The sequence below is a fragment of the Brevundimonas sp. Bb-A genome (genome assembly GCF_009394735.1).
GTDB classification, from domain to species: domain Bacteria; phylum Pseudomonadota; class Alphaproteobacteria; order Caulobacterales; family Caulobacteraceae; genus Brevundimonas; species Brevundimonas aurantiaca.
In genome coordinates, this window is sequence record NZ_CP045456.1 from 249,768 (window position 1) to 276,726 (window position 26,959).

General features: G+C 68.7%; 29 protein-coding genes, 1 tRNA gene and 2 pseudogenes. 19 read left to right on the top strand and 13 right to left on the bottom strand.

Translation table 11 applies throughout. The features are described from left to right. Window position 1: 1 nt before the first annotated feature. The 10 genes from BSP_RS01285 to BSP_RS16560 all read right to left on the bottom strand — a co-directional run bounded on the left by BSP_RS01285 (window position 2) and on the right by BSP_RS16560 (window position 9,104). Window positions 2-2,137: a terminase gpA endonuclease subunit gene (locus BSP_RS01285; RefSeq protein ID WP_152949049.1), complete on the bottom strand. Its 2,136-nt coding sequence runs from the start codon at window positions 2,135-2,137 to the stop codon at window positions 2-4. A 1-nt stretch (window position 2,138) separates the two neighbouring features. Then, window positions 2,139-2,711 carry a hypothetical protein gene (locus BSP_RS01290; protein ID WP_152949050.1) on the bottom strand — a complete coding sequence of 191 codons (573 nt, stop codon included), beginning with the start codon at window positions 2,709-2,711 and terminating at the stop codon, window positions 2,139-2,141. 228 nt (window positions 2,712-2,939) lie between these two features. Beyond that, a complete protein-coding gene (locus BSP_RS01295; protein WP_152949051.1) occupies window positions 2,940-3,512 on the bottom strand; it encodes a transcription termination/antitermination NusG family protein in 573 nt (190 codons plus the stop codon). Between the two features lie 222 nt (window positions 3,513-3,734). After that, complete coding sequence (locus BSP_RS01300) at window positions 3,735-5,603, bottom strand: hypothetical protein (protein WP_152949052.1); 1,869 nt, start codon at window positions 5,601-5,603, stop codon at window positions 3,735-3,737. Next, window positions 5,600-6,904 (bottom strand): CHC2 zinc finger domain-containing protein, encoded by a 1,305-nt coding sequence (locus BSP_RS01305; RefSeq protein WP_152949053.1) that lies wholly within the window; start codon window positions 6,902-6,904, stop codon window positions 5,600-5,602. Before BSP_RS01305 ends, BSP_RS01300 begins: the two co-directional genes overlap by 4 nt. Next, entirely contained in the window at window positions 6,901-7,197 is a 297-nt protein-coding gene (locus BSP_RS01310; protein ID WP_152949054.1) for a hypothetical protein, read from the bottom strand. The genes BSP_RS01305 and BSP_RS01310 overlap by 4 nt, the downstream gene beginning before the upstream one ends. Then, window positions 7,197-7,457 carry a hypothetical protein gene (locus BSP_RS01315; protein WP_152949055.1) on the bottom strand — a complete coding sequence of 87 codons (261 nt, stop codon included), beginning with the start codon at window positions 7,455-7,457 and terminating at the stop codon, window positions 7,197-7,199. Before BSP_RS01315 ends, BSP_RS01310 begins: the two co-directional genes overlap by 1 nt. After that, window positions 7,457-8,143, bottom strand: a complete 687-nt coding sequence (locus tag BSP_RS01320) for a DNA methyltransferase (RefSeq protein WP_152949056.1) — start codon at window positions 8,141-8,143, stop codon at window positions 7,457-7,459. The genes BSP_RS01315 and BSP_RS01320 overlap by 1 nt, the downstream gene beginning before the upstream one ends. Then, on the bottom strand, window positions 8,140-8,898 hold the full coding sequence (locus BSP_RS01325) for a hypothetical protein (RefSeq protein WP_152949057.1): 759 nt from the start codon (window positions 8,896-8,898) through the stop codon (window positions 8,140-8,142). The genes BSP_RS01320 and BSP_RS01325 overlap by 4 nt, the downstream gene beginning before the upstream one ends. Further along, window positions 8,895-9,104 carry a hypothetical protein gene (locus BSP_RS16560; protein ID WP_370513368.1) on the bottom strand — a complete coding sequence of 70 codons (210 nt, stop codon included), beginning with the start codon at window positions 9,102-9,104 and terminating at the stop codon, window positions 8,895-8,897. Before BSP_RS16560 ends, BSP_RS01325 begins: the two co-directional genes overlap by 4 nt. Between BSP_RS16560 and BSP_RS16565 the strand changes: the two genes are divergently transcribed. Next, on the top strand, window positions 9,085-9,237 hold the full coding sequence (locus BSP_RS16565; protein ID WP_370513369.1) for a hypothetical protein: 153 nt from the start codon (window positions 9,085-9,087) through the stop codon (window positions 9,235-9,237). The genes BSP_RS16560 and BSP_RS16565 overlap by 20 nt on opposite strands. A 4-nt stretch (window positions 9,238-9,241) precedes the next feature. Here BSP_RS16565 and BSP_RS01335 read toward each other — a convergent pair whose 3' ends face one another. Beyond that, window positions 9,242-9,523 (bottom strand): hypothetical protein, encoded by a 282-nt coding sequence (locus BSP_RS01335; protein ID WP_152949059.1) that lies wholly within the window; start codon window positions 9,521-9,523, stop codon window positions 9,242-9,244. Between the two features lie 206 nt (window positions 9,524-9,729). Between BSP_RS01335 and BSP_RS01340 the strand changes: the two genes are divergently transcribed. From BSP_RS01340 to BSP_RS16570, 14 genes and pseudogenes are all read left to right on the top strand, one after another. Beyond that, a complete protein-coding gene (locus tag BSP_RS01340) occupies window positions 9,730-10,203 on the top strand; it encodes a S24 family peptidase (protein ID WP_227976008.1) in 474 nt (157 codons plus the stop codon). A gap of 669 nt (window positions 10,204-10,872) precedes the next feature. After that, a complete protein-coding gene (locus BSP_RS01345; RefSeq protein WP_152949061.1) occupies window positions 10,873-11,316 on the top strand; it encodes a hypothetical protein in 444 nt (147 codons plus the stop codon). Beyond that, the gene (locus tag BSP_RS01350) at window positions 11,313-11,741 is read left to right on the top strand and encodes a hypothetical protein (RefSeq protein ID WP_152949062.1); all 429 of its coding nucleotides are present in this window, start codon (window positions 11,313-11,315) and stop codon (window positions 11,739-11,741) included. Before BSP_RS01345 ends, BSP_RS01350 begins: the two co-directional genes overlap by 4 nt. Beyond that, window positions 11,741-11,869 (top strand): hypothetical protein, encoded by a 129-nt coding sequence (locus BSP_RS16450; protein WP_255478924.1) that lies wholly within the window; start codon window positions 11,741-11,743, stop codon window positions 11,867-11,869. Before BSP_RS01350 ends, BSP_RS16450 begins: the two co-directional genes overlap by 1 nt. A 20-nt stretch (window positions 11,870-11,889) precedes the next feature. Then, a complete protein-coding gene (locus tag BSP_RS01355; protein ID WP_227976009.1) occupies window positions 11,890-12,363 on the top strand; it encodes a TetR/AcrR family transcriptional regulator in 474 nt (157 codons plus the stop codon). A 173-nt stretch (window positions 12,364-12,536) separates the two neighbouring features. Then, window positions 12,537-12,806 (top strand): annotated as a pseudogene (locus BSP_RS16265) (ParB N-terminal domain-containing protein); the annotation flags it as partial. A gap of 1,209 nt (window positions 12,807-14,015) precedes the next feature. Further along, window positions 14,016-14,270 (top strand): annotated as a pseudogene (locus BSP_RS16270) (MucR family transcriptional regulator); the annotation flags it as partial. A gap of 79 nt (window positions 14,271-14,349) precedes the next feature. Then, the gene (locus BSP_RS01365) at window positions 14,350-14,664 is read left to right on the top strand and encodes a hypothetical protein (RefSeq protein WP_152949064.1); all 315 of its coding nucleotides are present in this window, start codon (window positions 14,350-14,352) and stop codon (window positions 14,662-14,664) included. After that, window positions 14,664-15,080 (top strand): hypothetical protein, encoded by a 417-nt coding sequence (locus tag BSP_RS01370; protein ID WP_152949065.1) that lies wholly within the window; start codon window positions 14,664-14,666, stop codon window positions 15,078-15,080. Before BSP_RS01365 ends, BSP_RS01370 begins: the two co-directional genes overlap by 1 nt. Then, a complete protein-coding gene (locus BSP_RS01375) occupies window positions 15,080-15,751 on the top strand; it encodes a hypothetical protein (protein ID WP_152949066.1) in 672 nt (223 codons plus the stop codon). Before BSP_RS01370 ends, BSP_RS01375 begins: the two co-directional genes overlap by 1 nt. Next, entirely contained in the window at window positions 15,751-16,707 is a 957-nt protein-coding gene (locus tag BSP_RS01380; RefSeq protein ID WP_152949067.1) for a MazG-like family protein, read from the top strand. The genes BSP_RS01375 and BSP_RS01380 overlap by 1 nt, the downstream gene beginning before the upstream one ends. Next, window positions 16,700-17,731 (top strand): DUF5131 family protein, encoded by a 1,032-nt coding sequence (locus BSP_RS01385; protein WP_152949068.1) that lies wholly within the window; start codon window positions 16,700-16,702, stop codon window positions 17,729-17,731. Before BSP_RS01380 ends, BSP_RS01385 begins: the two co-directional genes overlap by 8 nt. Further along, a complete protein-coding gene (locus BSP_RS01390) occupies window positions 17,728-18,213 on the top strand; it encodes a hypothetical protein (RefSeq protein ID WP_152949069.1) in 486 nt (161 codons plus the stop codon). The genes BSP_RS01385 and BSP_RS01390 overlap by 4 nt, the downstream gene beginning before the upstream one ends. A 198-nt stretch (window positions 18,214-18,411) precedes the next feature. Continuing rightward, a complete protein-coding gene (locus BSP_RS16570; RefSeq protein WP_227976091.1) occupies window positions 18,412-20,043 on the top strand; it encodes a recombinase family protein in 1,632 nt (543 codons plus the stop codon). On the opposite strand, the gene BSP_RS01410 is transcribed toward BSP_RS16570, so the two are convergent. Further along, window positions 20,000-20,076, bottom strand: a tRNA-Met gene (locus BSP_RS01410). The genes BSP_RS16570 and BSP_RS01410 overlap by 44 nt on opposite strands. A 191-nt stretch (window positions 20,077-20,267) precedes the next feature. Between BSP_RS01410 and BSP_RS01415 the strand changes: the two genes are divergently transcribed. The 4 genes from BSP_RS01415 to BSP_RS01430 all read left to right on the top strand — a co-directional run bounded on the left by BSP_RS01415 (window position 20,268) and on the right by BSP_RS01430 (window position 25,485). After that, on the top strand, window positions 20,268-21,503 hold the full coding sequence (locus tag BSP_RS01415; RefSeq protein WP_152949071.1) for a PQQ-dependent sugar dehydrogenase: 1,236 nt from the start codon (window positions 20,268-20,270) through the stop codon (window positions 21,501-21,503). Window positions 21,504-21,556: 53 nt separating this feature from the next. After that, a complete protein-coding gene (locus BSP_RS01420; protein ID WP_152949072.1) occupies window positions 21,557-21,790 on the top strand; it encodes a hypothetical protein in 234 nt (77 codons plus the stop codon). 160 nt (window positions 21,791-21,950) lie between these two features. Then, window positions 21,951-23,156, top strand: coding sequence for an acetyl-CoA C-acetyltransferase (locus BSP_RS01425; protein ID WP_152949073.1), 1,206 nt, complete (start codon window positions 21,951-21,953; stop codon window positions 23,154-23,156). A 136-nt stretch (window positions 23,157-23,292) separates the two neighbouring features. Further along, window positions 23,293-25,485: a 3-hydroxyacyl-CoA dehydrogenase NAD-binding domain-containing protein gene (locus BSP_RS01430; protein WP_152949074.1), complete on the top strand. Its 2,193-nt coding sequence runs from the start codon at window positions 23,293-23,295 to the stop codon at window positions 25,483-25,485. A 354-nt stretch (window positions 25,486-25,839) separates the two neighbouring features. On the opposite strand, the gene recA is transcribed toward BSP_RS01430, so the two are convergent. Beyond that, window positions 25,840-26,919, bottom strand: a complete 1,080-nt coding sequence (recA, locus tag BSP_RS01435) for a recombinase RecA (RefSeq protein WP_054764091.1) — start codon at window positions 26,917-26,919, stop codon at window positions 25,840-25,842. Window positions 26,920-26,959: the final 40 nt, after the last annotated feature.

A 26,959-nucleotide genomic window follows, 5' to 3' on the forward strand; every position in this document is an offset into this window, starting at 1 on the left:
GTCAGAAGCTCCACTTCCTCTTCGCGGCCTCGACGTCGAGCGAGGCAGGCGCCGTGTTGGCGGTGGCGGGCAGCCCGGACGCCGAGCGGGCGCCCGCAGACGGCGGACGCTCCCACAGCGCCTCGAGGCCCGCCTGCTGCGCCTGGCGACGACGCGCCAGCTCCAGCCAATCGGGTTCGGCGCCGGGAACCCCGATGCCCAGCGAGGCCGCCAGGGCCTTGTTGTAGACCCAGAGGTCCAGTTCCTCGTTCCGTCGGCGGACCCGAACCCAGGCCTCGTCCTTGACGACGCCCGTCTTGCTGTCCTGAACAGAGACCAAGGCTTCGCCCGTCAGCTCCTCGAAGAAATCCCGCTCGACCCAGCCCGGCCAATGCGGACGACGCGGCGCCCGCGCCCCCTTCTCGCCTTCCAGGCTCAGGGGAATGGCCTCGTTCATCAGGGTCCGCTTCAGATCCCACGTCCCGACCCGCCAAGTGCGGCAGGTCACGACCCGACCTTCAGGGCCCTCCAGCTTCTGGGGCTTGCCGGTGCTGCGGCGAAGCGGCGTCAGACCCCAGCCCTTGGCCCCGTCCAGGGCCTTCGACTTCGCGTGCGACGAGCAGAAAGCGTAGACGTGATAGGTGCCGTACCCGGAGTCGACGCCCTGCACTTCGGTCGTGACGAACCCGCCATCCTCGTGCGGCCACCGCCGCCGTTCCAGCTCGGCCAGTTCGGCCCAGATCTGCGGCTCCGACGGCCCGCCCTCGATCCGTCCCTTGTCCACGACGACGTGTTCGGCCTCGGGGCCCCAGGCGTAGGCCGTCCATTGCGCCCAGTCGCCGTTCAGGTCGGCCGCCACGGTGACGATCTCATAGCCCGACGGCACGACGCCCTTGGTCAGCCGGTTGTCCCGCCGCTCCAGCAGCTTATCGACGTCCGCCTGCTGGACCGTGACCTCATAGGCCTCGCCGAAAATCTGCTGATGAAGGGCGATCTTGGCCTCTTCGTCGTCGGCCTCCTGAATCTGTTTGGCGATATAGGCCCAGTCGACCGCGTCTGAGACCACCTGCCAGGCGTGATAGCTGGGCTGACGCCCTTCCAGGGGCCGCGCGCGCCAGGCCTCGTACTCGCCGGCCGGAATGAAGCTTCCCGGCGCCGGATTGGTCGGGTCTTCCGAGGGGAAGCACGGGATCCAGCCGCCGCGCACGCCGTTCGCGGGTTGGCGGTCCGGCCGGCAGGCGGCCACCATGCCGCGCTTGTGCCGGTGTTCAATCACCCCGCCGCAGGACGGGCAGCAGAAGTGCGGCGTCTCGCCCTTCTCCACCCCCAGCATCGCCTCCCGATCCAGCCGGATCAGCACCCCGCCGGGCAGGTGGGCGCAATGCGGGCAGGGCAGATAGAGCCGGCGCTGATCTCCCGCCAGGAAGTCGGCGGTCACCGGGCATCCGGTCGCCTCGCCTGTCCCTTCCTCGGACCGGCGGACAAGTCCCGGCGTCGAATTGTGGAAGGTTTTCGCGCCCGCCAACTCCCACTGCAGCTGGCGCACCTCGATCTGTTTGTGCGGGTCGCCCCGGTCGCCGACCGAGAGGCTCCAGTTCGGCGTCTCCTCCTTCACGACCAGGCAGAAGGTGACCATCTGCAGCGGCTTGGCGCTGGTCGTTCCGAAGAACTGGCCGTAGCCGCCGGGGAACCGCTTGTAGGTGTTGGTCGAGCCCTGCTCGTCCCGCGAAGTGACCGCCCGGATCTTGCGCCGCAGTTCCGGCGTCGCATCCACCAGCGGCTGCCACTTGGTGCGGTTGTACTTCAGGGCCTCGTCGCCGCTCGGCAGCGCCACGCCCCAAGGCCGGGCGATCACCGTCGAATAGTACAGGGTCGCGATGACGCCGACCGTCGTCTTGGCGATCTGCGCCGACCCGACGAAGGTGACCGTCCGGGCCGGATCGTCTGGATGCAGCCGGTCCAGAGGCTCGATCAGATATTCGAACCCGTCCCAGGACAGCTCGCCCTCGCGGGTCGTGCCGGTCTCGCCCGGAATATTGATCCGGCCTTCAGCCCAGGCGCTGATCGTCTGATCCGGCGCCGGCGTCACGGCGGCGGCCATGGCCAAGACCAGCGTCGCCGCCTGGCGCGCGATCTCCTGCGCGGAGAACAGGCTCATTTCAGGCCGCCGCCTGCTCCGGCTCTTCGAAGCCGCCGGCCAGCTTGGTCAGTTCGGCGACCAGATTGTTCAGCAGCTTCCGATCCGCCGTCTTCAGCGCCAGCTCGGCCTGGCGGACGTCTCCTAACCCGGCGATCTCCGTCGCCAGAGTGCGACGCCGGCGCTCCAGCGCCTGGGTGAAGGCCACGCCCATGGCCTCCACCGCCATCGTCACCGCCGCCTTCGACAGCAGCTCGCGCTTCCGGTCCGCAAGATCCAGCTCAAGTTTCTCTTCCTCGAGCTGACGCTTTCGGGACCCCGCCGGCGCAGCCGCCGCCTTCGGCGCCGCCGGCGCAGCCTCGCGACTGTCCAGCACCGATAGCGACTCGCCGCGCGCCTTGATCAGAGCGTCGTAATCGACCTCTTTCACCCGCCCCTGCCCGTCCCGCTTCACGGGCAGATCCTCGTTCCGCGCGATGAATCGCGAGATCGAGGACTTGTTGATCGGGCGGCCCGCCTGGGTCTCCAGCGCTGCCGCCTCGCTAACGCTCACCCACCGGCGGCTCGATTGTTCGAGGAGGAAGGGCTGTTCCATGCCGTTGCACTCCGCGTTGCTTAGCAACACCCGTTGCACCCCTCGCAACATCGCTCACTAGGGAACGAAAACGCTCTGCCGCACCGTATAGCGTTGGGGTCGGGGGGAAGGACCCGCGATCGCGGGCGGCCGACCTAAGTCATTGAGCGGGAACGAAAAACCCGCCCAGCGCGATGCCTGGGCGGGTGGTTGGGATGGCGGGGCTCTGGATGGCTACCGCACTGCGCGTCAGTCTTCTGACGGCAGTGAAATGATCTGGCGCGAATCGCGGCCTAGGAGCGTGAATATGACCGCAGCCCGGTCGCCGTCAACCATCTCTTCGAAGATGACGTCGTAGTCGGCGGTCTGCCCGGCGACCCTCAGCTTGTCGCCCCGCTTGAACCGAGGGCCCGCCGAGCCCCCCTTTCCGTTGTCATTGCGGGCATGCTGCAACACGACCAGGCCGTTGATCTCGCGCTTTTTCAGCTCCTCGATGAACCGGCTGGGGATGGGGCTGGGCCGGGCGGCCTCGCCCGAGCCACGCATGATCACCTCGGTCACGCCCATGGTCGAGAAGACGGCTCGCCAGCGGTCCTGGTCCAGATCCATTTCGATGAACAGATAGCGCGGGATCATAGGGCGCGGACCGGGCGCCACGCCGTTCCGGGCGCGCGCCCGAACAGGCGGCGGGACCATCGGCAGATAGACGGTGAACCCCTGCTGCTCCAGCTGATAGCGGGCGTGCTTTTCCTGGTGGACGTGGGTCACCACCACGTACCAGGCCCGACCCAGGCCGGAGGTTTGAACGGCGGACGCGGTCACTGGGAGAGCCCCTTCTCTGCTGAGCGGGGCGTCCCAAGCCGTACCATCGGGGCGTCCCGTCTATTCTTTTGTTCAATCTCGTAAAAATAACTCATGGGACGCGCGGGACGCATGGGACGCACCTGTGGCGTCATGCGCCTACGCCTACGCCTACGCACGCACACATGAGGCGGACTGAGCGTCCCAAGCGTCCCAGCGTCCCAACGCCCCCTCAAAGCCCCGTCAGTCATGGGTTTCCCCGTGGGACGCAGGGTGGGACGAATCATGGGACGCGGCCTCGGTCCGGCCCCAACGCGGCGGCTCGAAGGGGTGCGGCTCTCTGGGGTCCGCCCCGACCGCGACGGGCCTGTCCAACCAGGGGGTGAGGGGGACGCACAGCACGCGGCTCTGGTGCATGCCGAACCGCTTCGGCCCGTCGCCGGGCCTGGGCGCCACCGACGGGCCGAGGTCCGCCAGATGCTCCAGCACCCCGCGCCAGTTGGCGTACTGCGTCCCGTGCAGAGCCTTCTCCAGGGCCGGGTGATTGTTGGCGACCAACAGCCAAGGCCCTGGCCTGTCGGTCCCCGCATGCCCATTCTCGACGATCAGGCCCCAGGCCTTCAGCACCTTTCCCGCCCGTGCGCCGGGGCTCTCCAGCTCCTCCTGGATCAGCTCGCCTATGGTCAGCGCCCTGTCATGCCCCAGGTGGCCCGAGTTCAGCGCCCAGATGTATTGCAGACACCCCTGTCCTGGGTTCAGCGCCGACGACCGTTCGTCCCGCGCCTGGGCCAGGCCCATCCAGATCCGGGCCTCCTCCCGCGCCTCCTCTTCCGTCAGGGCCGTGTCGTGCAGCAGCAGCCTTCGTCCCGCCGCCAAACTGGCGATCAGGTCCGCCGCCCGTGGCGCCTGCTTCGTCTCGACCAGGGCCGCCTTGATCGCGGCCACGTCGGCCCTGAACCGCTTCGCCTCCCTCAACGCCCGCGCCAGCAGGCCGGGTGACGCGGCCCGCGCCGCCTCGATGGCGGCCTCCAGGTCGTCGTCCGTCGTCCCTTTCCGGCCGTCCAGCCGCCCCATGCGGATCTCCAGCGTCCGCGTCGCCATGGCGTCCCCCAGGGGCACGGGGAAGATGCTGGCCAGATAGGCGCACCCGACGGCCGAGGTCGAAACCGTGCCGCCGTTGATCGAGCCCTTGCGCCCCGAACTGCCCTCGCCCGTCGCCATCCGGCGCAAGACTTCCAGCGCCTTCTCCACCGGCCCCGGCTGGCCGTCCGTGCTGGGTTCGGCCTCGTCCAGGAACAGGCCCCGCGCCTCGCCCGACAGGCTGTTTTTCAGCCCCGCTTCCGAGAAACTGTCCAGCAGATCTCCGGCGTTCGCACTCCCGGCCGCCTGCATCAGGCGCGACAGGGTCGTCTTGCCGGTCCCCGCCCCGCCGCTGACGTTCACGGTCGGCCGGAACCGCGGCCACGCCCCCAGCAGCTGCACCCCCAGCCAGCCGAACAGGGCGTCGGCCTGGCTCAACCCCTCGGGGGCGCGGGGGTCCAGGGGGCTGAACGACCACAGGTTCAGCGCGGCCCTCAGGTTCTTGGCCTCCTTGACGGTGGCGGGTTTCGCCGGCCGCGCCGTCCGGGGCCGCAGCAGCCACAGAGGCCCGTCGATATCCTCGCGCAGGGCCGCCGCCACCGGACGCCAGTCGTCGGGCCCGAACGGCCAGCGCCCCACGGCGTCGCCGCAATGGACGATCGGCCCGTCGTCCCCGGCCCAGACGCCGTAACCGCGCTCCTGACGGTTCTCGTCCCATACGCCGCGCTCGCGGCACTGCCGAACCAGCCACCGCGCCGCCTCCTGCAGCTGGATCTTGCCCTCTTCGTCGCGCCAGTTTCCGAGGAACATCGCCCCCGCCACGCTGGCGTAGATGTCGGTCCTCAGCATCTGGGCGATCCGCGCCGCCTTCTCGCGCCGGATCGAACCTTCGGGCAGGGCGAAGACGACGTCGCCCCCCAGGAAGCCCAGCGGAATCACCGGACAGTCCTCGACCTTGGGGTTGACGTAGGCGGTCGTCCCCTTGTCCGCGCCCTCGGCGTCGCTCTCTGAAATCACGAAATCGTCGCTCACGCCGCAGCCTCGTCCCCGGCGGCTTCGGCCGCTCTGATCATGTCGTTGAAGTCCAGACCCGGCGGCGGGGCGCTGGCCTTCACCCCGGTCTCCGATCCCGGCGCCAGCCGCCGCTTCCACGCTGCGACGGCCAGCCGTCCGCACACCCGCGCTCGCTCGGCGGCCTCGCGCCGCACGCCGATCGCGCGGCTGCGCCCCACCCGGTTCTTGCCGCTGCGCCCCTGGACGGTGATCGGGCTCATGTCGCTGTCGCAGGCGATGTCCACGACGCCCCAGGGGGCGCGGGGGTCCTCGGGCCAGGTGAAGGGCGGCCGCATCGGGTCGCCGGTCCCGCCCCAGACGTCGACCAACACCCCTTCGCCGTCCGTCAGCTCATAGCCCTGCAGCGAATCCAGCGACCCGGCCGCCACGGCCCGCACCGGCAGGCTCAGATCCCCGGCCAGCATCATGGCCCGGCTCAGGGCGTTCTCCTGCCCTTCCGCCACGGCCAGCGGCCCCGGCGCGTCCGGCCGGCTCAGCCAGTATCCGCCGCGCAGCACATAGCCCTCGATCGGCACGCCCCGCGTCCGGACCGGCGGCCCATAGGCGCCGTCGCGCCGCGCCGCCAGGAACAGGCCCTGCGGCCCCCACATCCGCTTCGCCGGCGCCCGGTGCGTCTTGCTGCGGCCGTTGGGGCTCAGATAGGTCGCATGAATCCCGCCGGTCGGCCCCAGCTCGGTCATGCAGATGTTGATCATGGCCGGCAGGCGAACCCCCGCCTCCGGATCCCCGCTGTGATAGGCGGCCGGGTGAAACCTCAGTATCTTCAGCGCCCGGGCCAGCACCGGCCCCCGGATCGCCCGCGATTCGAGATAGGTCTGAACCAGGGTGCCTTCAGACGGCCCCGCCTCGCGCCACAGCCGCGCCGCCAGCTCGGCCTTCCACGCCGCATCGGCCATGGCCTGGCGCTCGCGCGCCTCGGCCGCCTGCGCACGCCGTTCGCGCGATGCCTCGGTCTCTTCCGCCACAATGCCGCCGACCAGGCGCAGCGCCGCGTCCCGCACCGTCTCATCGCCCCGGCCGAACAGCCGGTGCTCCAGATCGACCACGTCCCCGCCGCGCGGGTCGCAGCTCCAGCATTTCCACTTCCGGCCGTCGCTGAACACGGCGAAGGGCGCAGCCTTGCTCTTGGATCCGCAATCCTTCAGCGGGCACACTCCGCGCCACCCGGCCCCCACCTTGGCCAGCTTCACCCGACGCCCCGCCACCTCTTCGCAGCGGACGCGCTCGCGGGCCTGGTCGAACAGACGGTCGTCCATCATGCCCGCCCCTCACACTTGACCAGGTGCAGCGGATAGCCGCGCGGCGGCGGCGTCATCGGGAATTGGGCGGTGAAGGCGTCTTTCAGCCATTCGCGGGGCGTGTCCCGCTCATAGTCGTCGCAGGAATCGACGCCGGCGCGGCGCGCGAACACGCGGGTCTCGACCCGGCCCCGGTCGAAGTCGTCCTGGTTGAAGTTCCAGTATTCCTCGGCTCGGAACCACGACCGTGCGCAGACCTGATGCGAAGGGCAGGCCCAGTCGGAGCAATAGATCTTCGGCTTGCGGCGACCCATCAAACCCGCCCCTTCAGCCGCGCCAGCATCTTCCGGCCCGCCTCGGTCGCCCGATACCGGCTCCCGCCCAGCACGTCGCCGGCAGGCGTGGGGGCCCGCTCCAGCAGACCGAACTGCGCCAGCGCGCCCAGCGTGCCGCCCGGCGTCATCGGCGTCGCTGTCGTCCCGGCCTCGCCGGCGTCGCCGACGATCTTCAGCACCTTCGCCTTGAACGGCGTCAGGTCCTGCCCGGGCGCGATCCTGATAGGCCACTTCGCCATCAACCGGCCTCGGCTTGGCGCACGGCCTCGGCGATACGACCGCAGGCGATGTCGAAATACGCCGGATCGACCTCGATCCCGGTGAAACCCAACCCACGCTTGATCGCCGCCACGCCGGTCGATCCGCTGCCCATGAAGGGGTCGCAGATCGAGGCGGCGTTCATCGTCGCCAGCACCTTATCCATGACAGGTTCGGGCTTCACCGTCGGATGAGCGACGCCGCTGAACCGGCCGCTTTCGCTCAGGATCCACCGCGCCTTATCGGCCAGCGTCCCGACGGGGTGCGCGCCCTCCAGCCAGGCATGGATCCAGAACTCCGTGTCCGGCCGATAGTGCTTGTTCGCCACGGGCAGCGGATTGGTCTTATGCCAGCTGCACACCACCACCCGGTGATACCGCGCCGCCATACGCGGCAGCAGCTCCGCCAGCTGATCATTGTGACAGAACACGGCGACAGACCGGAACCGGGCGGGGCTGACGATCGTGTCGTCAAAGCCCTGGTCCAACCCCTTGGCGGCGATCTGGTCCATGGACGGTCGCGCCTTGCGGAACCGGCCGCCGCCCGACGTCGAGAACTTGTAGGGAGGATCGAACACGCCCGCGTCCTGATCGCCCAAGGTCGGCAGGATCTCATAGCTGTCGCCCAGGTACAGCGTCGCAGGCCCGATGACCTCGACGCGGCTCATGCCGCCACCCCGAACTCGAGCGCATCCGCCAGCGCGTCTTCATGCACGTCGAACAGGTCCGCGACCTCGTGCAGGTCCCAACCCGCCGCAACGAACCAGCCGCAGTAACGCAGCCGGGCAGACGTCATGGGCTTCAGTCTCTGGACCGCCGCCGCGCGCTCGAACGTCCGGACAGACGGCGCCTCTGGCGGCGTGACTGCTTTCGGTCTGCGGCCGACCCTGAACACCCCGCGCATGCCAGACGTGTCCGTGACCGCCGACGCAAGCGCCGAAACAGGCTGGGCGACGGGCTCGACTGTAACAGGACGCGCTTCCGACGCGGCCTTACGCGCAGGCGTCTCCGCCTCCGCCGCCGCAGGAAGAGGGCGCGCATCGCCTTCGCCGACGGGCCTGACGTCGGAGGCCATCGCGGCCGGCGTCACGCCGTTCAACGCCTCGACCACCTCCAGTATCATGTCCGTGGTCACCCCGGCGCGCGACACCATGGACGGCGACAGCTCCGGCCCCGACAGGCGCAACGCCGCCGCCAGAGGACTGGCGACACACCCGGTCCAGCCCTTCAGCGCCGCCCCGGCCAGGATCCGCGCCCGCCGCGCCCCCTGACGGCCGTCGAACACCGCCTCGGGCGCCACGCCCATGATCCGCGCCGCCGCGATCAGCGCGAGGGCCAGCTGGCCCGCGCTGGGCTGGGGCCGACTTCCGAACTTCGCGCGCGACGGCGTCACCCGGCCAGCGCTTCCGACAGAGCCGCTCATCCGTCGATATCCTTCCGTTCACGCCGGCCCCCGGCGTTCAGGGCCTCGCGCGCGGCTTCCGCCGCCGTCGCCAGCTGCGCCTGCAGATCGCGCCGGCCGGCCGTCGTCTCGCCGACATAGCGGCGCGCCAGCTTGGCCAGGACGACGCACGGATTGTCCCGCGTCACCACGCCGGGGGCGCAGGCGTTGCGGGCCGCGTCCGCCACCCGCTTCAGCTCGGGAACCGCCGCCGACGGCGCGCCCTGGGCCGCGCCTTCCGCCGCCGCGATCAGATCGCGCCAGCACCGTTCGTCGTCGTCGGTCATCCGATTGTCCGGCCCGGCCTTCAGATTGCCGTAGCGGTTCATGGCTGGGGCTCCTGGGCCACCCCGCACTCCGACAGGTAGGATTCGCCATCCCGAGGCTCGAAGTCCGAGAAGGCGATCTCCTCGTTCAGGTCGTCCCTCGCCCCCGTAATGATCGGATCACGCACGGCATGGGGAATGACCCCGCCTGTGCCGCCCCGGCTTTTTGGCCACGTCCAGGCATGGATGCGGGACCGGTCCCGACGGGACCATTTCGACAGTCTCTGGACGCCGTAACGGGCGATGAATCGGGCCGCCGGCGTGGGATGGGTCGCGTTCATGGCGCAGCTTCTTGTCAGTGTCGCGTTAATCGCGATATATGTCGCGCGTGATTCGCGAAAATCTGCAATACCAGCGCGTCGCTTTTTTCGCGACACCTTCGCGTATGAAGGTTGAAGACGTGCATCGCCGCCTAAGGACGTCCGGACGCCGCCAGTCTGATCTGGCGCGGCACCTCGGCGTGTCGAAAGACTCCATAAGCCGCTTGATGAAAGGCCCAGACACCAAGGGCGGGCGCCGCATGACGGCGGAAGAGGCTGAAAAGATCGAAAGCTTCTTTGCGGGCGATGAACCCGCCGGGCCCGCGTTCGAGTTGATCGACGTCTATGGCTACGCCCAGGCGGGCGGAGAGGATCGCATCGGCCTGGCGTCAGACCAGGTGATCGATCGGATCGAGGTTCCGGCCGGTCTGGTTCGGGGCCGCGCGATCGGCGTTCGCGTCGCCGGCGACAGCATGGAGCCTCGCCTCTACAGCGGCGAAACCGTAATCATCGGCTTGAACATGTCGCCCCAGCGCGATCGCGACTGTGTGGTCGAGTTCCACGACGGAACCGGGATCGTGAAACAGTACAAGGGTCAGCGCGACGGCGTTGTCTTTCTGCACCAGTACAACCCCGACAAAGAGGTCCGCGTGGATGCCTCAAAGGTCAAGGCGATCCACGCCGTCGCCTATCGCCGTTGAAAGGCAAGGTCATTCAGACCTTTAAAGTCTTTGGCTAGCCAGAGACGACAAACCTCTGGCTCCACATCGCCGCTTATCCATTGTCTTCCGCACTGCCACGACCATTCAGTGGGGAAGGCGCAGCCGGTCTGCAAACGGTAGTAGGCTCTCAGACCCCCCCGCGACTCCGGATCGTCCGACCATCTTCGATAGTCGGAAAGGCTAGGCGCCTCGTCCCAGAACATCACCTGGTCACTCTCCAGGTTTGCGATGAAGGGAGAGGCGCCTCCGTATGCACCCAATCCATTCTTCGAATTTACCAAGCCACAAACGGCGTCGTCTCTAACAACCACGTACTCGAACTTGGCCGAGTAGGGGTCGCGCAGGACCTTCGAAACCAGTTCTCGCGCCTTTGCGCGAGGCGTGCCGGGCAACCGGTCGCAGCCTGCGGCAGAAAAGGTCGCCAACGCTACCGCTGAACAGATCAAACGCTTCATTGCTGCCTCCGCAGACCAAGTAACCACGACATACTAGGGTTGACGTATCGCGAATCGCGCGACATTGTCGCGCCGTTGTCGCGATGATCGCGACGACGCTCCCGCACCGGCGGGGCGCGACACGCCGCATACAGTCTGACGGTCGCCATCCCTCCACCCGCCGGTGCGGGCGCCCTCTTCACAGGAGCGCCCCATGGCCGTCACGCCCTTTTCGCCCCCGCCTACGTCAGTTCCGGACGCGCACGGCGTTCGCGCCCCGTCCCTCTTCTCGCGCCCGTCCCTTTTCTCGCAGCTGGGCTTCATTCCCGACCCCGGCGACGCGCATGATCTGGCGGCGGATCAGATCATCCAGGCCCTGCACCACGGCCCGGCCCGCAGCTTCGACATCGACGGAACCGTGGTCATCACCGGTTCGGTCATGCAGCCGATTGTGGTGGTCCGCATGGACGGACAGAGCTGGAGCCTGCCGACGCTGGAGGCGGCGCTCCTGGCCCTGCGTATCCGGCTTGAGCCGAACCTGCGCGCCGCTGACCTGTTTGCCGACGTCTTCACCCTGGCGGGGCGCAAGGCCGAGGACCGGCTGACCGCCCTGCACGACTGGTCCGCCGGCGTCCGCCCGACCCAGGATGTCGAATGACGCCCCCCGCCGCCCTCGCCGACGCCCGCGACCGCCTGCTGTCCCTGGCGGACCAGCTGGCCGGCCCCTGCATCCTGATCGACTTCGCCCCCGGCGTCGGCCGGGTTCAGCGGGCCGAGATTCTGAACGGCGTCGTCGGCCCGCGCGCCAGCGACGCGGTCCGCTCCATCGCCCGTCACGCGGGCGTGGCCGCCGCCCGGCTGGACGCCGAACCCGACACCACGACCGACAACCCCCACGTCTTCTACGTCCTCTATCAGGAACGGCGCATCGCCCGCGTCTATGGCGTCACCCTGGACGCCTTCATCGACGCGGTTCTCAGCGTCGCCGTGCTGGACAGGCCCGACCGCCGCGCCGCCCGCATCGCCGCCCTGGTCAAGGACGGCCTGTACCAACCGGCGCCAGAGGCCGGGGGGCGGCTGTGATGCGCCGCCGTTGGTCGCCGGCTCGGCGCCCCCGCTTCGCCCGCACCCTGACGCCCCACGGCCTGGGCGCTCTGATCGTCTGCGCCGTCGTCGCCCTGATCTGCGCCCGCCTGTTCGGCGCCGCCTGACACCCCTCGGAGACCCCGCCTTGTCCCATCTCGACACGCCCAATCCCGCCCTCGCCTCAACGCCGCCCCGCCCGCGCCGTCGCCATTCGCCTGACTGCCGCCGCCAGCAGAACAAGGCCATGACCCGCGCCCGCGTCCTGGCCGCCGCGACCGAACGGTTCGCCCAGGTCGGCTATGAACAGGCCACGCTCCGCGCCATCGCGGCGGCCGCGGGCCTGTCCACCGGCAGCGTCTTCGGCAACTGGCCCGACAAGGCGGCCCTGTACCGCGAGGCGCACGGCCATGATCCCTTGACGCCGGAACAAGGCCGGGCGGCCGTGGTCGCCCTGGCCTGGATCGTCCAGGGCCTGGTTCAGGACGGCGACGTCGCCGCCGCCCGCCTGAACCACGGCCTGACCCTGCTGAACCGGCTGGATCCCGACTGGCGCACGCGCGCGCCCGTCGCCGCTCCAGACGCCGCTCCCGGCCTGAACCAGGAGGGCGCCGACCAATGACCGAGCCCAACATCCTGGCCTTTCAGAACGCCGAACTGCTGGCCGCCCTGGAAGACAGCCCGACCGAGGGCTGGACCCGCTCCACCCTGGCCGCCCGCCTCGACCGCGACCCCAGCAACACCATGCGCGCCCTCAAGGCCCTGGCCGAGGCGAACCTGGTCCACGCCGAGCCGATGACCGACGGCCTGACCGACGCCGGCCGCGAACAGCTGGCCGCCTATCGCCGCGCCCAGCACGGCGCCGAAAAGCGCCGCGCGCGGGGCCAGTGGCCGATCGACAAGTTCCGCCCCAACCCGCTGAACCGCCCCGTCCGCCGCGAGGTTTTGGCCGACATGGCCGCCTCCATGCGCGGCCCGGCCGGCCTGGTCCAGCGCGTCATCGCCACCGAGCCGGACGCGAACGGCGTGCGCATGCTGATCGACGGCGAACACCGATGGGCGGCCGCCAAACTGCTGCTGAACCAGGCGTTCGAGGAAGGCGCCGACCTGCCCGACTGGCTGGCCGACGGCCTGCCGTTCGAGGAGGGCCGGGCCGACCCCGCCACCGCCCTGGTCATCACCCTGGTCGCCAACGCCCGACGCGCCGACATGTCGCCCTGGGAAGACGCCCAGCAGCTGCTGAAACTGCAACAGGCCACGGACTGGAGCGCGGCCGAACTGGCCCGCCAGATCGGCCGGGTGAAAGAAGGCGAAACCTCCGGCCTGCGCGACGTCCAGCAAAAGCTGAAGATCGCCCGCGAGGCCACGCCCCAGGCGATCGCCGACTACGAACGCACCGGCAGCTGGGACTCCCTGCGCGCCAGCGTCACGACGCCCAAGGCGCCGACCCTGTCGGATCAGATCGCCGACCACGGCCCGGCGGTGCTGCAGCCTCAGTCTTCTTCCTCGTGGATACACGTCCAGACGCACAGCGCGCCGGTCCACAAGATCCCCGCCGTCCGAGACGCTAGTCTGGCGCTGTTCAAACAGGACGGGGGCGAGGGTGAAACGCGCTACCGGGCCCATTTCCGCGCCGAACGGATGGATTGCCGGCTTTATGTCACCCAGCCGACCGTCGCCGGCACCCCGTCCCTGGCCTATCAGGCGGCCATCGAGGACATGCTGAGGCGCGAATGGCCCGAAGCCCCCCAGACCTTGATTGAGTGGGCCGACCGCATCGCTGGCCCCTTTGTCGTGGCCGGAAAGGATCATCTCAACGCCAGCCGAGCCAAGGAAGCACGCTATGCCTTGGGCTGGGACAAGCGGCAGGCCAACTCGGGCGGCGGATCACGCACGACAGAGGACGCAGAGGATGACGCGCCCTATGTGCGTCCGCATAACCGCACCCCCGTGCCGCCCCTGACCGCAGCCTCGGCGCCGGTGACGTCTGCACCCGCGCCCGCCCCCGCCCCCGCCAACCTCATGAGCGCCCATCTGAAGGGATTGGCCGATGAAGCGGCCGACCAGAGACGTCAGGGCCTGCGCGCCGCGCTGGAGGTGCTGATCGAACGTCTGGAGCCGGTGTTGACGGCGCTGCACGCTGACGACGGCGACGTTGCGATCACGGCCGACGACGCCGATTATTTCCACGACCAGCTGACCGAGGCTGTGCGCTGGGGCGAGGACGCCTTGGCCGCCGCCGGCGCCTTCGACCCCCTGCCGGGTGAAGAGATCGCCCGCCCCGACATAGGCTCCCCGGCCGTGCCGATCCGCCAGAGCATCCACCCCGACTATGTCGTCTGTCTTGAGGACGGCCGGAAGTTCAAGTCGCTGAAGCGCCATCTGCGCACCCGCTACAACCTCTCGCCCGACGAATACCGCGCCAGATGGGGCCTGCCCGCCGACTATCCGATGGTCGCCCCCAACTACGCCAAGGCGCGCGAGGATCTGGCCCGCCAGATGGGCGTGTCGCTGCGGGGCCGCCAATGACCGCCGCCTTCGCCCTCGCCCAGGTCCTGATCACGGCCCATCGGCTGATCCTCGCCCTCACCCACAGGGAGCGCCTGCTGTGACCGTCCGCCCCTCACGGCTTCAACGCCAGATCGACTGGGCGCGGGCCGAGGCCGAACGCCAGCGCCGCCTGGCCCGCCGCCATGCCGCCGACGCCCGGCTGGGCCCGCGCGCCCGACGCCTGGCCGCCCTGGCCCAGGGCGCGGCCGAGGTTCTGGCCGAACTGGCCGCCTGCCCGGCGCCGGCCGCCTGCCGCAACCGGCTGAACCTGTGGATGGCCGAACCCACCCCTCAGCAGCGCGCGGCCGAGAACGCCGACCTGAACCAGGGCTGCTCCGACCAGGACGACGACACTCAGGACGAGGCCGCCTGATGCGCCCGCCCTGGACCGAGGCCGCCGCCCTGCTGGCGGCCCATCACCACCCCGCCGCCAGCCCAGCCGACCTTTATCGCCGGAGACCCGTCATGCCCGCCGACGCCCGCTACGCCGTCCTGTCCGCCGACCCCGCCGCCAAGCCCAGGGTCTTCCCCGACCTGGAGGCCCTGGCCCGCCACATCCAGCGCGAACGCGGCCTTCAGGCCCTGGAGCTGGTCGAGACCGAGGATCTGGAGATCCAGGGCGACCCCCGACCCCGCCGCGCCGTCACCGTCTTCACCCTGGACGCCGCCAACGACCGCGACCGCCTGATCGGCCACGCCTACCTCGACGGCCGGGGCCGCGAGACGCTCCAGGCCGCCCTGCGCCGCAACCGCCTGGTCCTGCCCGCCGGCATGCAGGACGCGGCGTGATGAGCGACACAACCGATCTGATCAACAAAGCCGTCGCCGAAGTCATGACGCCCGACTTCGTAAAGACCCAGGTGGCGACCCGCGTCCAGAAGCTGGTCACCGAAGCGGTCGACGATGCGCTCCGCAGCTACAGCGACATCGGAAAACAGATCAAAGAGGCGGTGACGGCCAGCCTCCAGGTCAACGACCTCAACCTCCCGTCCTACGGGCTCCTCGTCACCGGCATGATCGAGAAACAGGTCAAGGATCACGCCGGCGCCTTGATCGACGCGCGCCTGGCTAACGACATCCGCGAACTGCTGAACATCGCCCCCGCCGAAATCAAACTGTCGGAAATCGCCAGGGACATGATCAAGGACCGGTACGACGACGATGGCTACGGCGAGGTCATCACCGTCATCGTCGAGCACAACGATTACGGCTCGATCTGGCTCTATCTGGACGAAGAGGAGCACCACTCGCGCCGCGACAAATACCAGTGCAGGCACAGCCTGTTGCTGAATAAGGACGGCACCATCAGCAGCGCCCGCCTTGATAAACGGGACATCAAGGACACCCAGCACATCGGACGGAGCTACGGCCTGCCCGACAGGATCCGGGCCTATTATGCGGCCGGGACCAGGATCATCCTGGACGAGGACGCCGTGGTCACCTCGGTCGGGGACTACTGATGAGCCAGACCTTCCCCACCCTCCGCGCCGCCAACCTCGCCCGTCAGGCCGAATGGGACCCCGACGACCGGATCACCCTCGCCTATCGCGGCAATGAAATGGGCGGCGAGTGCGGCGAGGCGCAGAACGTCATCAAAAAGCTGGAGCGGGAACGCCTGGGCATCAGAGGCTCGCGCGCCACGATCCAGGAACTGGCCGAGGAACTGGCCGACGTCGTCATCTGCGCCGACCTGATCGCCATGGCCGTAGGCATCGACCTTGACCAGGCCATCGCCCGCAAGTTCAACCTGACGTCGGAGAACCACGGACTGCAGACACGGCTTGCCGCCCCGCCGCAGCCTCTCGAAACAGTCAGGGCGAACAGCTTCGACGTCGAAGCCTATGTGGCCGAATACGAGTTCCGCGCCGACGGCGAAGGCGGCTGTTACACGCCGAACGAAAAGGAACGCGCCCTCCTGATCGACGCGATCCATGGGGCGCTCTCCGAGATTTCTCTTTCCCCCGCCCCCGCCCCCGCCTTCGACGGAGGGGCGGCGGGAGCCCCTGTGGCGTTCGACTTCCCGTACCAGCGCACCCTCAACGCGATTTCAGACGCGATCAGCTTCCCGTGGGCTGATGACAGCGGCAAGCCCCACACCTTCGGCATCTCCGTGGAGAAGTTCCAGCGGTCGTTCAACGAGAGCACGGTTGGCGGTGAAATCCGTCCGACCCCAGTCGCCGATGCCGACAGGGCGCGACCTGGCGACCTGCACACCGCCATTATGGACGCGATCCACGGCGACCTGATGCGTCAGAACCCCGATGCGTCCGTTGAGGAAGACGACAACGCGACCCTGGCGATCCCGACGCCAAAGGCGTTCCTGACCATCGACGTCTCTTCGCTCGCCGAGGAGGTCCTCGGCGCCCTGAAATCGACCGCCGCTCCAAAAGACGGAGAGGCCGCCGACCATGGCTGACCACACCTACATCGAATGGACCGACGCCACCTGGAACATCGTCACGGGCTGCAGCCTCGTCTCGCCGGGCTGCACGAACTGCTATGCGATGAAGCTGGCGGGCACGCGGCTGCGCGACCACCCGTCCCGCCAGGGCCTGACGGCCGACAGCAAGGCCGGGCCGGTCTGGAACGGCCAGGTGCGGTTCAACGCCCAATGGCTGGACCAGCCCCTGCGCTGGACCAAGCCGCGCAAGATCTTCGTCTGCGCCCACGGCGACCTGTTCCATGACGGCGTCTCCGACGACTGGCTGGATCAGATCTTCGCCGTCATGGCCCTGTGCCCCCAGCACGTCTTCCAGATCCTGACCAAGCGACCCGAGCGGATGCGCGCCTATCTGCAGGGCCGACCCCACTCCCGCTGGCTGGACGCAATCCGACGCATCCAACCGCCCGCCGAAGGCCAGGGCGTGATCCTATCCACGACGAACGGCATGCTCCCCAATGTCTGGCTGGGCGTCAGCGTCGAGGACCAGGCCCGCGCCGACGAACGGATTCCGGTCCTCTTGGACACGCCCGCCGCCGTCCGCTGGATCTCGGCCGAGCCGCTGCTGGGGCCGGTCGATCTCCAGCACATTGAGGTTGAGGCTCCGGGCCGGACCTTTCGCAACGCATTGACCGGCGCAGGGCTCGGCCGAATCGACGGCCCGTTTGTCCCGCTGGCCGACCTTGAATCCCGCTTGGACTGGGTCGTCGTCGGCGGCGAAAGCGGCCCCGGCGCTCGACCCATGCACCCTGACTGGGCGCGGTCCCTGCGCGACCAATGCGCCGCCGCCGGCACGCCGTTCCTGTTCAAACAGTGGGGCGACTACCTGCCCCAGGACCAGACCGACGCCTCAGGCCTGGAATGGGCCGTGGGCCACTCGGACCCGCGCAACCACGACTGGGAACCCCAGGGCTTCGCCAGCATCCGCATCGGCAAAAAGGCCGCCGGCCGCCTGCTCGACGGCGTCCAGCACGATGGATATCCGGAGGTCCAGTCGTGAGCGGACACAGCATCTCGGAACGCCTGGCGATCAATGACGCCGCAATCGCTGCGATGGAGGCGCGCTACGACTGCGCCAGAGACGAAGACGGCCTGACCCGCCTGGACTACGATGAAATCTTCGGAGCCTGCGCAGCGATCGAGCGCCAACAGGAAGGGCGCGCACTCGCGGCGCTGTGGCGCGGCGATCCGCCCCGTCAGCCTGGCCGGCATTCAACCCACGGCACCTCCGAGGTGTTGCAGTCGCACTGGGGCTGGCCAACTTGGCTGCAAGGCATTCGTCGGTTTGCGATCCGTCTTTGGATCACGACGCTCATCCTGCGCGGACGCTGGGGAGAGCCCTGTGGCGACCCCTACGGCGCCGAGGTCTGCTGGTGGGACTATCGGCACGACGGCTATTTTTGGAGCTGCTGGAGCCTGCGCCTTCATAAGGGCGGCAGGGTTTCTGTCGGCTCGGATGGCGACGGCGAGTCGCCCTACTGATGCCCCTCATCCCGCAGCAGCACATGCCGGAACGGATCGAGCGCCCCGGCGGCCTCGATCCAGCCCTGCTGCGGATCATCCAGGCCATGGCGCGCGCCGACGCGCGCCGCGACTATGACGCCGCCCAGGCGTCCGTGGTTCAGGCGCACGCGACCCAAGGCTTGCGTCCGGGCGGCGCCTGAGTCCCTCTTGTCGCCCATGAACCGCGCCGCCCTCTACGCCCGCTACAGCGACGACCGCCAGAATCCGCGCTCGATCGCCGACCAACTGCAGATCCTGTCCGCCACGGCCGAGGCGCGGGGCTGGACGGTGGCGGCCTCCTATATGGACGCGGCGATCTCGGGTCAGTCCATGGCGAACCGGCCGGGCCTGCTGAACGCCGTCGCGGCGGCCGAGCGCGGCGAATACGACGTCCTCCTGGTCGAGGACGAAGACCGCCTGGCCCGCGACGAAGAGCACCAGTGGCACGTCTATAACCGGCTGGGCGCCGCCGGCGTTTCGATCTCCACCCTGGCGACGGTCCAGGTGTCGCGCATGCAGGTGGCGTTCAAATCTTTCATGGCGGCGGAATACATCCAGGTCCTGTCGCAGAAGACCAAGCGCGGCCTGGCCTCCAACGCCGAAAAGGGCTTGGCGACCGGCGCCCGCCTCTACGGCTACCGCACCGCCCCCGGCGGCCTGATCGAAATCGTGCCCGAGGAGGCGGCCGTCGTCCGCCGCATCTTCACCCTCTACGCGGACCAGCAGATGACGCCCCGCGCCATCGCGGATCTGCTGAACCGCGAACACGTCCCCGCCGCCAGGGGCGGCCCCTGGACGGCCTCCACCATCACCGGCTCCGCCAGCCGCGCGAACGGCGTGCTCCACAGCGAGATCTATGCGGGGGTCAAGGTCTATGGCCGCGTCGAACGCCGGAAAGACCGCCAGACCGGACGGCGCCTGTCCATCACCCGCCCCGCCTCGGAGCACCAGCGGGTGGCCGTGCCGCACCTGGCCGTCCTCGACCGGGCGCTGTGGGACCGCGCCCAGGCCCGCATCCTCAGCCGCAGGAACGTCGATCCGTCCCAGCTGGTCAAGCTGCGGCGTCGCCCCGGCCTGCTGACCGGCTTGTTGAAGTGCGGCCGGTGCGGCGGCTCCTACACCTCGCTCAGCGCAGGGCGGCTGGTCTGCGTCAACTATCGTGAAAAGGGCGCGACGGCCTGCACCAACAACCGGCACGTCTCGCGCGCCATGATCGAGCAGCGCGTCCTGACCGGACTGCGCGAACGGCTGCTGGCGCCTGAAGCCGTCGCCGCCTACGTCCGCGCCTACCATGAGGCTTGGCGCGAGCGGGCGGCAGAGAACGAAAATCGCCGCGCGCCTCTGGCCCGCCGCCTGGCCGAGCTGGATCGGGCGATCGACCGAGGGTCCGACGCCCTGCTGGCCGGCCACACGCCGGCGGCCGTCATCGGCCCCAAGCTGGCCGAGATGAGCCGCGAGCGCACCGAGATCCAGCAAGCCCTGGCCCAGGTCGAGGCGGACGCGCCGCCGCCGGTCCGGCTTCACCCCCGCGCGGCCGAGACCTATGCGAATCGCATCGCCGACTTTCAGGCGCGCCTGGCCCAGGCCGGCGACAGCGCCGACCCGGCCGAGCGTGAAGTGGTCGACGCCGTCCGCGACCTGATCGCCCGCATCGACATCGAACCGGTGAACGCGGAACCGCGCGCACCGGTGAAGGTCACGCTGCATGGGGATTTGGCACGATTCGTGCGCCCGAACGCCGCACCCACCGAATGTGGGGGTAAGGTGGTGACTGGAGGCGGGATCGAACCGCCGACCTGTGGGTTATGAATCCACCGCTCTAACCATCTGAGCTACCCAGTCGTATCCCGCATCCGGGCCTTCGCGAGGCCTGGGCCAGCGCGAAAGAGGCGTGCCTATATCGCCGTCGCGCGCGCGGTTCAAGTCGTGTCGATGCAGATCGTGCGGCGATAGGGCGCAAGACGGGGCAGGAGCGGACAGATAACGCTGGGGTTTCTTCGTTACCGACGCCCCCAACCCGCCCGGAGCCGCCCATGCGCCCCATCGCCCTCGCCGCCTCGACCGCCCTGCTCGTCCTCGCCGCCGCCTGCGGCGCGAACGGAGAGACCGCCTCCGCATCCGGCCAGTCGGGCGCCCCGCTGGAGACCCGGCCCGCCAACAATCCCGACCAGCAGCCCGCCTTCCCCGGCCAGACCCGGGCGCCGGGGGTGAAGACCGAACAGGCGATGCGCCACAGCGTGGTCGCCTCGGGCCTGTCGCATCCCTGGGGCCTGGCCCTGATGCCCGACGGGCGCTGGCTGGTGACGGAAAAGCCCGGCCGGCTGAGGATCATCACGGCCGACGGCCAGATCAGCGAACCGGTCCAGGGTCTGCCGGCTGTCGATGCGCGCGGCCAAGGCGGCCTGCTGGACGTCGCCGTCAGCCCCGGCTTCGCCCAGGACCGTCTAATCTACTGGAGCTATGCGGAGCCTCGTGAGGGCGGCAACGCCACCTCGGTCGCACGGGGGCGGCTGTCCGACGACGGCGCGCGGGTGGACAATGTCCAGGTCGTCTTCCGCGCCCTGCCCGCCTATGACGGCGACAAACATTTCGGCTCGTCCCTGGCCTTTGCGCCGGACGGCAAGCTGTTCATCACCTTGGGTGAACGCTCCGACCGGCCGATGCGGCCCCAGGCCCAGGACCTGGGCTCGCACATGGGCAAGACCATCCGCATCAACGCCGACGGCACGGTTCCCCAGGACAATCCCTTCGTCGGCCGCGCCGGCGCCCTGCCCGAGATCTGGAGCCTGGGCCACCGCAACGTCCAGGGGATCGCCGTCCAGCCCGGCACGGGCGCGATCTGGACCATCGAGCACGGGACGCGCGGCGGCGACGAGGTCAATCTGGACAGGGCGGGCCTGAACTACGGCTGGCCCGACGCGGCTTACGGCGTCGAATATCCGGGCGGCGCGATCAACAGCGGCGCGACCCAGAAGGCCGGCACGGAACAGCCCGTCTATTATTGGGATCCGGTCATCGCGCCGGGTGGGGCGGTCTTCTACCAGGGCGCCATGTTCCCGGCCTGGGACGGCGATCTGCTGGTCACCGCGCTGAAGGAGAAGCATATCGCCCGGCTCGTGATCGAAAATGATCGCGTCGTCGGGGAAGAGCGGCTGCTGACCGACCTGGGCGAGCGTGTGCGCGACGTGGCGATCGGCCCAGACGGCGCCGTCTGGGCGATCACCGACGAGAGCGACGGAAAATTGGTCCGACTGGCTGCGGCCGAGTAGTCTTTAGCGAAGCGCGGGCCCGCCCCTGCGGGCCTCGCCCATAGGAGAATGCCATGCGCCACGCCACATCCTGCATCTGGGCGGCGACCCTGGTCGCCCTGCCTTTGATCGCCGCCTGCGCCTCGACCGGCGTCGAAAACCGCTACCAGACCGAGTTGGACGCCCTGGAGGCGCGCTGTACGGCGCGGCAGGGGATATTGGTCACCACGGGTCTGCAGACCGGCCGTCCAGAGACCGACTACGCCTGCCGGATCAGCGGCGTCGCCAGCCGAATCCCCGGCGACTGACGGCTGGGGCGCCGCGCCTCGACCGCCTCACGCGCCTTGTTACTTGACGTTGACGTAAACGTAGGGTTCTTGGCGACCAAGCTTTGATCCGACCCGGCCGTAAGCCGCGCCGCCCTTTCCGGGCGACGTCGCTCCGGCCCAAAGATGGAGACTCCCTGTCATGGCTGACGCCTATATCTACGACGCCGTCCGCACACCCCGCGGCAAGGGCAAGAAGGACGGCTCGTTGCACGAGATCACCGGCCTCAGCCTGGCGACCCAGGTCCTGGAGGCCCTGCGCGACCGCAACGACCTGGACACCTCCAAGGTCGATGACGTCATCCTGGGCTGCGTCACGCCCGTGGGCGAACTGGGCGCCGACATCGCCCGCACCGCCGTTCTGTCCGCCGGCTGGTCGCAATATACGGCCGGGGTTCAAGTGAACCGCTTCTGCGCCTCGGGCCTGGAAGCCGTGAACATGGCCGCTGCCAAGGTGAAGTCGGGCGAGTCCGACTTCGCCGTCGGCGGCGGGGTCGAGGTCATGAGCCGCGTGCCCATGGGTTCGGACATGGGCGCCTGGCCGACCGATCCTTCGTCGGCCTTCCCGACCTATTTCGTGCCCCAGGGCGTCTCGGCTGACATGATCGCGACCAAGTACGGCTTCAGCCGCGACGACGTGGACGCCTATTCGGTCGAAAGCCACAAGCGCGCCGCCCGCTCCTGGGCCGAGGGCCGGTTCAACAAGTCGGTCATCGCCGTGAAGGATCAGCTGGGCCTGACCATTCTGGACCGCGACGAGACCATTCGTCCGAACACGGACATGCAGACCCTGGGCGGACTGAACCCCTCCTTCACCATGATGGGCGAAATGGCCTTCGATAGCGTGATCAACCAGCGCTATCCCGAGGTCGAGCGGGTCAACCACGTCCACACCCCCGGCAACTCCTCCGGCATCGTCGATGGTTCGGCGGGCGTGCTGATCGGTTCGCTTGAGGCCGGCCAGGCCCTGGGCCTGAAGCCGCGCGCCAAGATCCTAGGCGGCGCCTCGATCGGCTCGGAACCGTCGATCATGCTGACCGGACCCGAATATGTGTCCAAGAAGCTGCTCGGCAAGCTGGGCATGACGACCGACGACATCGACCTGTGGGAGTTGAACGAGGCCTTCGCCGCCGTGGTGCTGCGCTACATGCAGGCCATGAACATCCCGCACGACAAGATGAACGTCTGCGGCGGCGCCATCGCCATGGGCCACCCCCTGGGGGCCACCGGCGCCATCATCACGGGCACGGTGCTGGACGAGCTGGAGCGCTCGAACAAGTCGACGGCCCTGATCACCCTGTGCATCGGCGGGGGCATGGGCACCGCCACCGTCATCGAACGCGTCTGATCCATTGCTCCCCCGTCGGGGGAGCTGTCAGCGAAGCTGACTGAGGGGGCGAACCCATCGCCGGCGTCGGCGGCGGCCCCCTCCACCGCTTCGCGGTCCCCCTCCCCCGCTGGGGGAGGATCTGAGAAGAGAGATTATGGAAAACTTCAAGATCGACATCGACGCCGACGGCATCGCCGTCATCGCCTTCGACGTGCCGGGCCGTTCGATGAACACCCTGACCAGCGCGGTGATGAAGGAGATCCCGGAACTGGTCGAACGGATCAAGACCGACGAAACCATCAAGGGCGCCGTCATCACATCGGGCAAGGCCTCGGGCTTCTGCGCCGGCGCGGACCTGGGCGACATGGCGGGCGGCGTGCTTTCCGGCGGCGGCGACCTGCAGAAGGCCTTCGACGCCGGCTGGGCGCTGAACGGCGCCTTCCGCGCGCTCGAGACCTGCGGCAAGCCGGTGGCGGCGGCGATCAACGGCCTGGCCCTGGGCGGCGGGCTGGAGTTCACCCTCGCCTGCCACTACCGCGTGGTCGAGAACGACAACAAGATCCAGCTGGGCCTGCCCGAGATCAAGGTCGGCCTCTTCCCCGGCGGCGGCGGCACCCAGCGTCTGACGCGCCTCGTCGGGGTCCAGAACGCCATGATGGCGATGAGCGAGGGCAAGTCCTTCCGCCCGAACGACGCCAAGGGCGCCGGCATCGTCCATGAGGTGGTCGAGAAGGGCCAAGCGGTCGAGGCGGCCAAGGCCTGGATCAAGAACGGCGGCAAGGCCGTCCAGCCCTGGGACGACAAGTCCTTCAAACTGCCCGGCGGCGGCCCCTATCACCCGGCCGGCATCCAGAACTTCATGGTCGGCAACGCCATGCTGCGCAAACAGTCCTACGGCAACTATCCGGCCGTGGTGAACCTGATGAAGGCCGTCTACGAAGGGACCCAGGTGCCGATGGACGCGGCCCTGCGGATCGAGACCCGCTATTTCATCAAGACCCTGATGACGCCCCAGGCCCAGGCCATGATCCGGTCCCTGTTCCTGTCCAAGCAGGAGCTGGACAAGGGCGCCGTGCGGCCCGCCGGCGTGCCGAAATCCGATCCCAAGAAGGTCTCGGTCCTGGGCGCGGGCATGATGGGCGCCGGCATCGCCTATGTGCAGGTCATGGCCGGCATCGAGACCGTGCTGATCGACCAGACCCAGGAAGCCGCCGACAAGGGCAAGGCCCATGTCGAGGAGCTGCTGAAGAAGCGTCTGTCGCGCGGTCAGATGACCCAGGAGAAGTATGACGCCACCCTGGCCCTGGTCACGGCGACGACCGACTATGACCACATCAAGGGGTCGGACCTTGTGATCGAGGCGGTGTTCGAAAACCGCGAGATCAAGGCCGATGTGACCAAGCGGGCCGAGGCCCAGCTGGTCGAAGGCGCCGTCTTCGGCTCCAACACCTCGACCCTGCCGATCACCGGCCTGGCCGAGGCCAGCGTGCGGCCTGAGGACTTCATCGGCATCCACTTCTTCTCGCCGGTCGACAAGATGATGCTGGTCGAGATCATCCTGGGCGAGAAGACGGGTCAGGCCGCCATCGCCAAGGCGCTGGACTATGTGCTGAAGATCAAGAAGACGCCGATCGTGGTCAACGATTCGCGCGGCTTCTACACCTCGCGCTGCTTCTCCACCTTCCTGATGGAAGGCATGGCCATGCTGGAGGAGGGTTACGGCCCGGCCCTGATCGACAATGTCGGCCGCATGACCGGCATGCCGCGCGGCCCGCTGGAGATGCACGACGACGTCGCCCTGGACCTGTCCTACAAGATCGCCAAACAGACGGCGCTGGACCTGGGCGACAAATACGTCCCGACCGAAGGCGCCGACATTGTCGCCAAGATGGTCGAGGGCGGACGCTACGGCCGCAAGAACGGCAAGGGCTTCTATGACTATGACACCAAGCCCAAGACGATCTGGAAGGGGCTGAGCGACCTGGCGCCGACCACCAAGGGCATCGATGCGCCCGAGGAGCCCGGCGCCTTCGCCCAGATCGACGAGCTGAAGACCCGCCTGCTGTATCGCCAAGCCGTCGAGGTCGCCCGCTGCTGGGCCGAGGGCGTCATCGACGACCCGCGCGAGGCCGACCTGGGCGCCATCCTGGGCTGGGGCTTCGCGCCCTGGACCGGCGGCCCGATCAGCATGATCGACGGCATCGGCCTGGCCAAGTTCGTCGAAACGGCGGATCGCCTGGCCGCGACCTATGGCGACCGGTTCAAGGTCCCGGACCTGCTGCGCGACATGGCCGCCAAGAACGAGACCTTCTACGGCAGGTTCGCCCCGGAGAAGGCCGCCGCCTGATCGGCCGCGGAAAGTGTGAGTACGGAACGGGCGGCCTTCGGGTCGCCCGTTTTGGTTTGGGGCTGCCCTCTCCTTTCGTCATTCCGGGCGAAGCGCAGCGGAGACCCGGAACCCAGCGGCGCGCGTGAGCGCGAACCTGTCACGGACTCGATCTTCAGGCGTTGTGCGGCGGATAGATTTCGCCTGACGGCGCCGCTGGGTTCCGGGTCTTCGGGCCAAGCGGCCCTTCGCCCGGAATGACGAAAGAAAAAAAGACCCGCCCGACACGAGGTCGGACGGGTCGCTCCGCCGCCCCTCGCGGGGTCGGTGGCGGGTCGCTTGGGGCGACGGAGTATCCTTAAGGTCCGGAGAGGCTCAGCCTTCCAGATCCTGGCCTTCGTCCGGCTCGGGCGTGCCCAGCAGTTCGTCGGCGATCTTATTGGTCGAGGCCCGCACCGCCTTTTCGATCGAGGCGGCGATGTCGGGGTTCTGTTTGAGGAATTCGCGGACGTTTTCGCGGCCCTGGCCGATCCGGGTCGAGTCATAGCTGAACCAGCTGCCCGACTTCTCGATCACCCCGGCCTTGACGCCCAGGTCGATGACCTCGCCCAGTTTGGAGATGCCCTCGCCGTACATGATGTCGAAGATGACCTCGCGGAACGGCGGGGCGACCTTGTTCTTGACCACCTTGACCCGGGTGGTGTTGCCGACCACCTCGTCGCGGTTCTTGATCGCGCCGGTGCGGCGGATGTCCAGGCGCACCGAGGCGTAGAATTTCAGCGCATTGCCGCCCGTCGTCGTCTCGGGGCTGCCGTACATGACCCCGATCTTGTGGCGGATCTGGTTGATGAACAGGACGATGCATTTGGACTTGGAGATGGAGGCCGTCAGCTTGCGAAGCGCCTGGCTCATCAGACGGGCCTGAAGGCCGGGCAGGCTGTCGCCCATCTCGCCCTCGATTTCGGCGCGCGGCGTCAGGGCCGCGACCGAGTCGACCACCACGATGTCCACCGCGCCGGAGCGCACCAGGGTGTCCACGATCTCCAGCGCCTGTTCCCCGGCGTCGGGCTGGGACACCAAGAGATCGTCCAGGTTCACGCCCAGCTTCTGGGCGTAGACTGGATCCAGGGCGTGTTCGGCATCGACGAAGGCGGCGACCCCGCCCTTCTTCTGCACCTCGGCCACCGTGTGCAGGGCCAGGGTGGTCTTGCCGGAGGATTCCGGGCCGAACACCTCGATCACCCGCCCGACCGGCAGGCCGCCGATGCCCAGCGCCATATCCAGACCCAGCGAGCCGGTCGAGACGCTTTCGATCTCGGCTACCACGCCGGCCTTGCCCAGTTTCATCACCGAGCCCTTGCCAAAGGCGCGATCGATCTGGGCGATCGCCGCCTCCAGAGCCCGTTGTTTTTCGCCGTCTTCCTTGCCCACCAGTTTCAAAGCCGCCTGTGCCATTGCCTTCGTCTCCCTTGCCATGATTCCCGTCAGAAGCTTG